Source organism: Limnospira sp. (assembly GCF_051859755.1).
GTDB classification, from domain to species: Bacteria; Cyanobacteriota; Cyanobacteriia; order Cyanobacteriales; family Microcoleaceae; genus Limnospira; species Limnospira fusiformis.
This window is the reverse complement of the sequence record NZ_JBIMLI010000204.1, coordinates 1-5,653: the sequence shown is the minus strand read 5'-3', so window position 1 is coordinate 5,653 and position 5,653 is coordinate 1. Positions and strand designations below refer to the sequence as shown.

The 5,653-nt window shown below is 44.7% G+C and carries 5 protein-coding genes; 4 read left to right on the top strand and 1 reads right to left on the bottom strand.

Features of this window, described 5'->3' with window-relative positions; genetic code table 11:
- Window positions 1-641: 641 nt before the first annotated feature.
- The 4 genes from ACTIE0_RS22330 (at window position 642) to ACTIE0_RS22315 (ending at window position 5,334) form a co-directional block, all read left to right on the top strand.
- Entirely contained in the window at window positions 642-1,511 is an 870-nt protein-coding gene (locus tag ACTIE0_RS22330; RefSeq protein ID WP_006668001.1) for a DUF5715 family protein, read from the top strand.
- 12 nt (window positions 1,512-1,523) lie between these two features.
- A complete protein-coding gene (locus ACTIE0_RS22325) occupies window positions 1,524-3,095 on the top strand; it encodes an asparagine synthetase B family protein (protein ID WP_006621781.1) in 1,572 nt (523 codons plus the stop codon).
- A gap of 91 nt (window positions 3,096-3,186) precedes the next feature.
- Complete coding sequence (locus tag ACTIE0_RS22320; RefSeq protein WP_235720125.1) at window positions 3,187-3,345, top strand: hypothetical protein; 159 nt, start codon at window positions 3,187-3,189, stop codon at window positions 3,343-3,345.
- Window positions 3,346-3,429: 84 nt separating this feature from the next.
- Window positions 3,430-5,334: a protein kinase domain-containing protein gene (locus ACTIE0_RS22315; RefSeq protein ID WP_006668000.1), complete on the top strand. Its 1,905-nt coding sequence runs from the start codon at window positions 3,430-3,432 to the stop codon at window positions 5,332-5,334.
- A 17-nt stretch (window positions 5,335-5,351) separates the two neighbouring features.
- Here the strand turns inward: ACTIE0_RS22315 and ACTIE0_RS22310 are convergent, their stop codons facing one another.
- Window positions 5,352-5,513: a hypothetical protein gene (locus ACTIE0_RS22310; RefSeq protein WP_160162539.1), complete on the bottom strand. Its 162-nt coding sequence runs from the start codon at window positions 5,511-5,513 to the stop codon at window positions 5,352-5,354.
- Between the last annotated feature and the right edge of the window lie 140 nt (window positions 5,514-5,653).

Here is a 5,653-nt window from a genome sequence, read left to right as displayed (position 1 = left end):
CGTTTCACCCAACCTACATGGCTAAAATTATTAATTATTAATTATTAATTGTTAATTATTATAGGTTGGGTGGAGGTCACGAAACCCAACGCCACTATCTCTCAGTTATGTTGGGTTTCACGGAGTTTCACCCAACCTACATGGCTAAAATTATTAATTATTAATTATTAATTGTTAATTATTATAGGTTGGGTGAAGGTACGAAACCCAACGCCAGCATCTGTAAATGATGTTGGGTTTCACTGCGTTTCACCCAACCTACATAGATCACTACTGGAGATTATAGCGCGAAAGAATAGATCTTATTGATTGGGAGGTGGTGAACATCATCGTGTCTTGAATGAGGATAGATTTTTCATCCGCCAAAACCGACAGCCCCAGTTTATACCCGTGTCTGTGGTAAGCTAGTCAAAAATTAGGCATAATAAGGCGTTAATTTTTGCTGCTCCAAAAAAGTAGATTATGGCAGATTATGTATGTATGATCGAAAAAATGAAAATTCGTCTAGTGTGGCATTGAGTAGCTTAATCGATTGACAGCGGCCAAAATAACGTGCTATATCTGGAAATGATATATGTTCCCGATCCCATAAACTCCTAACTGCTGTGAACTCAAAATTTTATGCCCCCAACTTGGAGAAGATGTCGGCCCAGATATCCCCGACAGACTGCTATAATTACCGCCAGCGAGTCCGGGAATTTCGCGATCGCCTCCAGTCCGTATCTTCCCAGCAAGAGTTACTGATCATTTCCCGCAAATTTATGACTGTAGAACGGGAAGATTATGGCATAATTGGTGATCTAGAAGTCGAAAATTTCCAGTGGGATTTGCAAGAACTATCCCGGCTGTTTCCCGAAAACTACACTAATCCTGATCGGCTCAGAGTTTGCATTAATATTCTTTTGCAACAACAAGTAGAACTGCGTTGGTATGCAGACTTTCCTAGGTATCTAAACTCTGGCTCCCTGGAAACAGACCCCCAACTCTATGACTTGACCAGATCTCCCTCCTGTTATCTCCTGAAATTTTCCTTTACACCCCTGCGAGAGGGGGGAATGTATCGTTTGATAAATGGCATTCAAAGGCGAATGCGAGTATGGCGAAATCACCCGGCGGGGGGAACTGTGGGAATGAAAGTGACCGAGTGTAAGTTGGAGATGATCGCGCTGTTGAACCAAATTTGCGATCGGGTGGAGGGGGAAGTCGGGAAATCAATTTACCTGCAAATTAATAGTATAATTAGAACATTAGAACATCAAAAACATTTGGCGAGTCTAGGGTACTGGGCCTCGCCGAGGACTACCCACAGCACCGGATATGCTGCCGACATCGAACGGGAATGGTATTATCGCAACGATCGCCAATTATTTGACGCGATCGAGCAAGTGTTAGAAGATTACCAAAGTAGGTCAGTTTTGAATGTGATTAACGAACAACAAGTTTGGCATATTTGCCTCAACCCTAAGTGGATAAAATATTATCAAAATAGTCTCGATACTTACCAACAATAATTAGAAACTACCATGTGTGGAATAGCCGTCATTTTTGGAGAACAAGCAGACCGCAAAAAAGCCGAACTGAGCAGGATGCTAGAGACCATGAAATCTCGGGGAGAGGTGACAGAAACTTTCTTTCATCCCCAAGTAGCAGCGGGAACTAGACGACTGAAAATTGTTGATCGCGAAGCATCTAAACAACCGATTTTTAACGCCACAGGGGACAAGCTGATTGTCTTCAATGGGGAAATTTTCAATTTTGCCGCCTTGCGTTCGGAACTGCAAGATAAATATACCTTCCAAACTAATGGTGATACGGAAACGATTTTATATGCCTTTGAAGAGTACGGGGAAAATTGTCTGAATTTATTTGAAGGTCAATTCACTTTTGCTATCATAGATTTAAGCAAAAATCAAGTATTTTTTGCCCGCGATCCGGTGGGAATTATTCCTCTGTACTACGTCCGCGATCGCGATTTCCTGTATCTCGCCTCCACCATCAAAGCCCTGACCTTCCTGAACCGACCCATTCAAGTTTTATCTCCCGGCTGCTTGGAATGGAGCGATCGCCCAGAACTGCCCTATTTCCGACCGCAATTTAAACCCTCACCCCCCCAGCTTTCCGAGTTTTTACCCCAACTGAAAACCACCATTACTTCTGCGATCCGATCAAGAACCCAAACCGACCTTCCGCTGGGGGTAATTTACAGTGGCGGATTAGACAGTTCCATCGTTTTGAGTCAGGCTATCCAAAATCATCCCCAAGTCACCGCTTTTACGGTCGGTTGCGAGGGCAGTGAGGACGTGGATATTTCCCGCCGATTCTGTAGGGAACGCGGCATCAAACAGGTAGTGATTTCTCTCCATCCCAAAGATATTAGTTTGGAGGAAATTAAGGTGGCTATTCGCGAGTCAGAATTAACCGAATATGGCGATATTATTAATGCGGTAATCAGCCTGCAATTATTCCGAAAAATTAGGGAATATGGCATCAAAGTTGTCCTGGCTGGAGATGGAAGTGACGAATTGTTTGGAGGCTATGAAATGTATAGTTTAGACCTAAGCGAACCGGAACGACAAAATCTGTTTTTTTACAAGTTAATGAACCTGCACCGCACCGAGCTACAGCGGGTAGATCGATGCAGTATGGCTTGGGGCGTGGAAACTCGCGTCCCGTTTTTGGCAACACCGGTTATCGACCTGGCATTGAACACCCCCCAAGCCTGGAAAATTAAGGACGGAATTGAAAAGTGGTGTTTGCGACAAGCGTTTCAAGACGAACTCCCCGAGTACATCATCAAGCGCCGCAAAAATCCCCTCTCTCACTCCAGTGGACTTCACGAATGGGTGAGACGATATAAATGGTTTTTCCGCGAGAATTACGATCGCCAAGGCTACAGACTCCACGACCACCTGAAAAAAGATTTTTCCGCCATTTTGAGGGAGAATAACTATCAGATTGATCGCGCCATCGCCGCCACCCAATTTTCCCCAGATTACAGTCGCCTTGAATTGCTCCTGGAGGGGGTAAAAGCATCCCTGAGAACGGGATTATTTCAATGGCGATCGCTCCTCACAAATAGCCAGATAAAATCTTAGCACAAATCCCTAACCGCTGGTTTCTGAATGCCGGGTATTTCCAGCATATAAGTTGAATCAGTGTTGGGGATAAATCAAGCGATCGCCCAATTTGAGTAGGTTGGGTGGAGGTCACGAAACCCAACGCCACCATCTCTCAGTGCCAAAAAATGAGGCGATCGCCTTTTTCCCCCATTTGAGTAGGTTGGGTGGAGGTCACGAAACCCAACGCCAGCATCTCTCAGTGCGAAAAAATGAGGCGATCGCCTAAGATTGTAGAGATAATCTACCTATGATATTTTGAGCGTCTTAAATTCATGTTATCTTAATCACAGTTACTTGCTGCTACGAAACAATGAACTATCCAGATTTTAGACCACAAGGTTATCAAGTGATCAGGGAACTGGGACGAAACCGGGAAGGGGGGAGAATTGCTTGGTTAGCGTCACAGTTGCGAACAGGCGAACAGGTAGTTATCAAACAGTTCTGTTTTGCTCAATCTAGTGATTGGTCGGCTTATAAGGAACATCAGCGAGAAATTGAAGTATTAAAGGGACTTAATCACCCCGGTATCCCTAAGTATTTAGGCGCATTTGAAACAGATAACGGCTTTGGTTTAATCCAAGAGTATAAAAACGCCGCCAGTTTAGCAGTCAAGCGCAGCTTTGACCCGGAGGAAATTAAACAGATAGCAGTCAAAGTCTTAGAAATATTAGTATATCTACAAAATCGCATACCTCCGGTTATTCATCGAGATGTTAAACCCGAAAATATCTTAGTTGATGAGCAATTGAATGTTTATCTGATTGACTTTGGGATGAGTCGCATTGGTAGTCAAGAAGTAGCGGCTAGTAGTGTGTTTAAAGGCACACCGGGTTTTATTCCCCCGGAACAACTGCGTCAACCCACGGAAGCCTCTGATTTATATGGTTTAGGTGCTACGTTGATTTGTTTACTCACGGGGATTAAGTCAACGCAGATACAAGATTTAACCGATGATGATGATCCCTATATCATTAATTTTAGAGATTTATTACCCCGGTTAAGTCCCCGGTTTCTGAGTTGGTTGGAGTTGATGGTTAAACCACGACTTAAAGAACGCTTTACCGATGCAAAAACAGCTTTAAAGGCGTTGATACCTTTGGATGTGGTGCGTGTACCAGCAGTGAAGTTGAGTAAATCGGTGTTGGAGTTTCAAGCGACTCACATAGGGGAAAAGTTGCACCAAAATATAGAAGTTGTTAACACCATGCCTGAGACTTTGTTACAGGGTAAATGGAAAGTTGCACCCCATCCCCAAGACCCGCGCCATACTCGAAACTTCCACAGTTGGATTGTGGTAGAACCGTCTAAGTTTAAGGGTAATCATATTAACTGTCGTGTCCGGGTAGATACTAGCAAGTTGATGGCTGACAAGTTGTATAAGCGTCGGTTGCGTTTACGCAGTAATGCTGATGTGGAGGTTCACAGTTTGACAGTGCAGGTAAAAACAGCGCCTTTACCTATTGAACGGCGACCAGTCCCTTATCTACGATTGGTGTGTTCGTTGTTGGTTTCTGCGATGTTCGCTTATGCAGGTTGTTTATTTGTTCCTCTGATTGCGCCTGCGATGGGGGATAGGATTCTGGCTGTGATGGTGGCCAGTATTGGGTTTGGGATGGTCGCTGGTATTTGGGTTGGGATTGTGGCTGTAAACAGCAGCGAAGTTGGGATCATAGCTGGTATTGGGGTGGCGATTGTGGCTGGGATTGTAGCTGGTATTGAGGCGGCGATTCTGGCTGGGATTGTGGCCAGTATTGGGGTGGAGATTGGGGTGGCGATTCTGGCTGGGATTAAGGATAGGTTCGAGGCTGCGATTGGGGTGTCGATTGCGGTTGGGATTGTGGTTGGGATTGGGATAACTTGGATTGGAACTTCGATTGGAACTATGATGGCGATTGTGACTGGGATTGTGGCTGGGACTGGGATAATGATGGGGACTAGGATTATGATGGCGATTGTGGCTGGGATTGTGGCTGGGATTAAGCTTGCGATTGATCCTGTCATTGAATTTGACGATGGAAAGTTAGCACTATTCACAGTAGGATTAGGAATTAGTAGCGGTATTGGTTTCGTAGTTGGAATGCTTAACCCCTACATTTTATTTGCCTTATCAGCTACGGGATTACCCTTGGCAAGTATCCTACTTTATCAACCCATTCAACACCGCTGGTTAATTGCTAAATATCGCAAGTCTGAGAAGCATTTGATTAAACCATAGGTTTTTGTAGGTGAGTTTTACGATCGCCTTTTTTCCCAATTTGAGTAGTAGGTGAGTTTTACGATCGCCTTTTCCCCAATTTGAGTAGGTTGGGTGGAGGTACGAAACCCAACGCCAGCATCTCTCAGTGCGAAAAAATGAGGCGATCGCCCAATTTGAGTAGGTTGGGTGGAGGTCACGAAACCCAACGCCAGCATCTCTCAGTGCCAAAAAATGAGGCGATCGCCTTTTCCCCCATTTGAGCGAAAAAATGAAGCGATCGCCCAATTTGAGTAGGTTGGGTGGAGGTACGAAACCCAACGCCACCATCTCTCAGTGC

Bases quoted from the DNA above. Each gene is read 5' to 3' on its own strand.
- ACTIE0_RS22330 (WP_006668001.1), top strand. From the start codon at position 642: ATGTCGGCCCAGATATCCCCGACAGACTGCTATAATTACCGCCAGCGA.
- ACTIE0_RS22325 (WP_006621781.1), top strand. From the start codon at position 1,524: ATGTGTGGAATAGCCGTCATTTTTGGAGAACAAGCAGACCGCAAAAAA.
- ACTIE0_RS22315 (WP_006668000.1), top strand. From the start codon at position 3,430: ATGAACTATCCAGATTTTAGACCACAAGGTTATCAAGTGATCAGGGAA.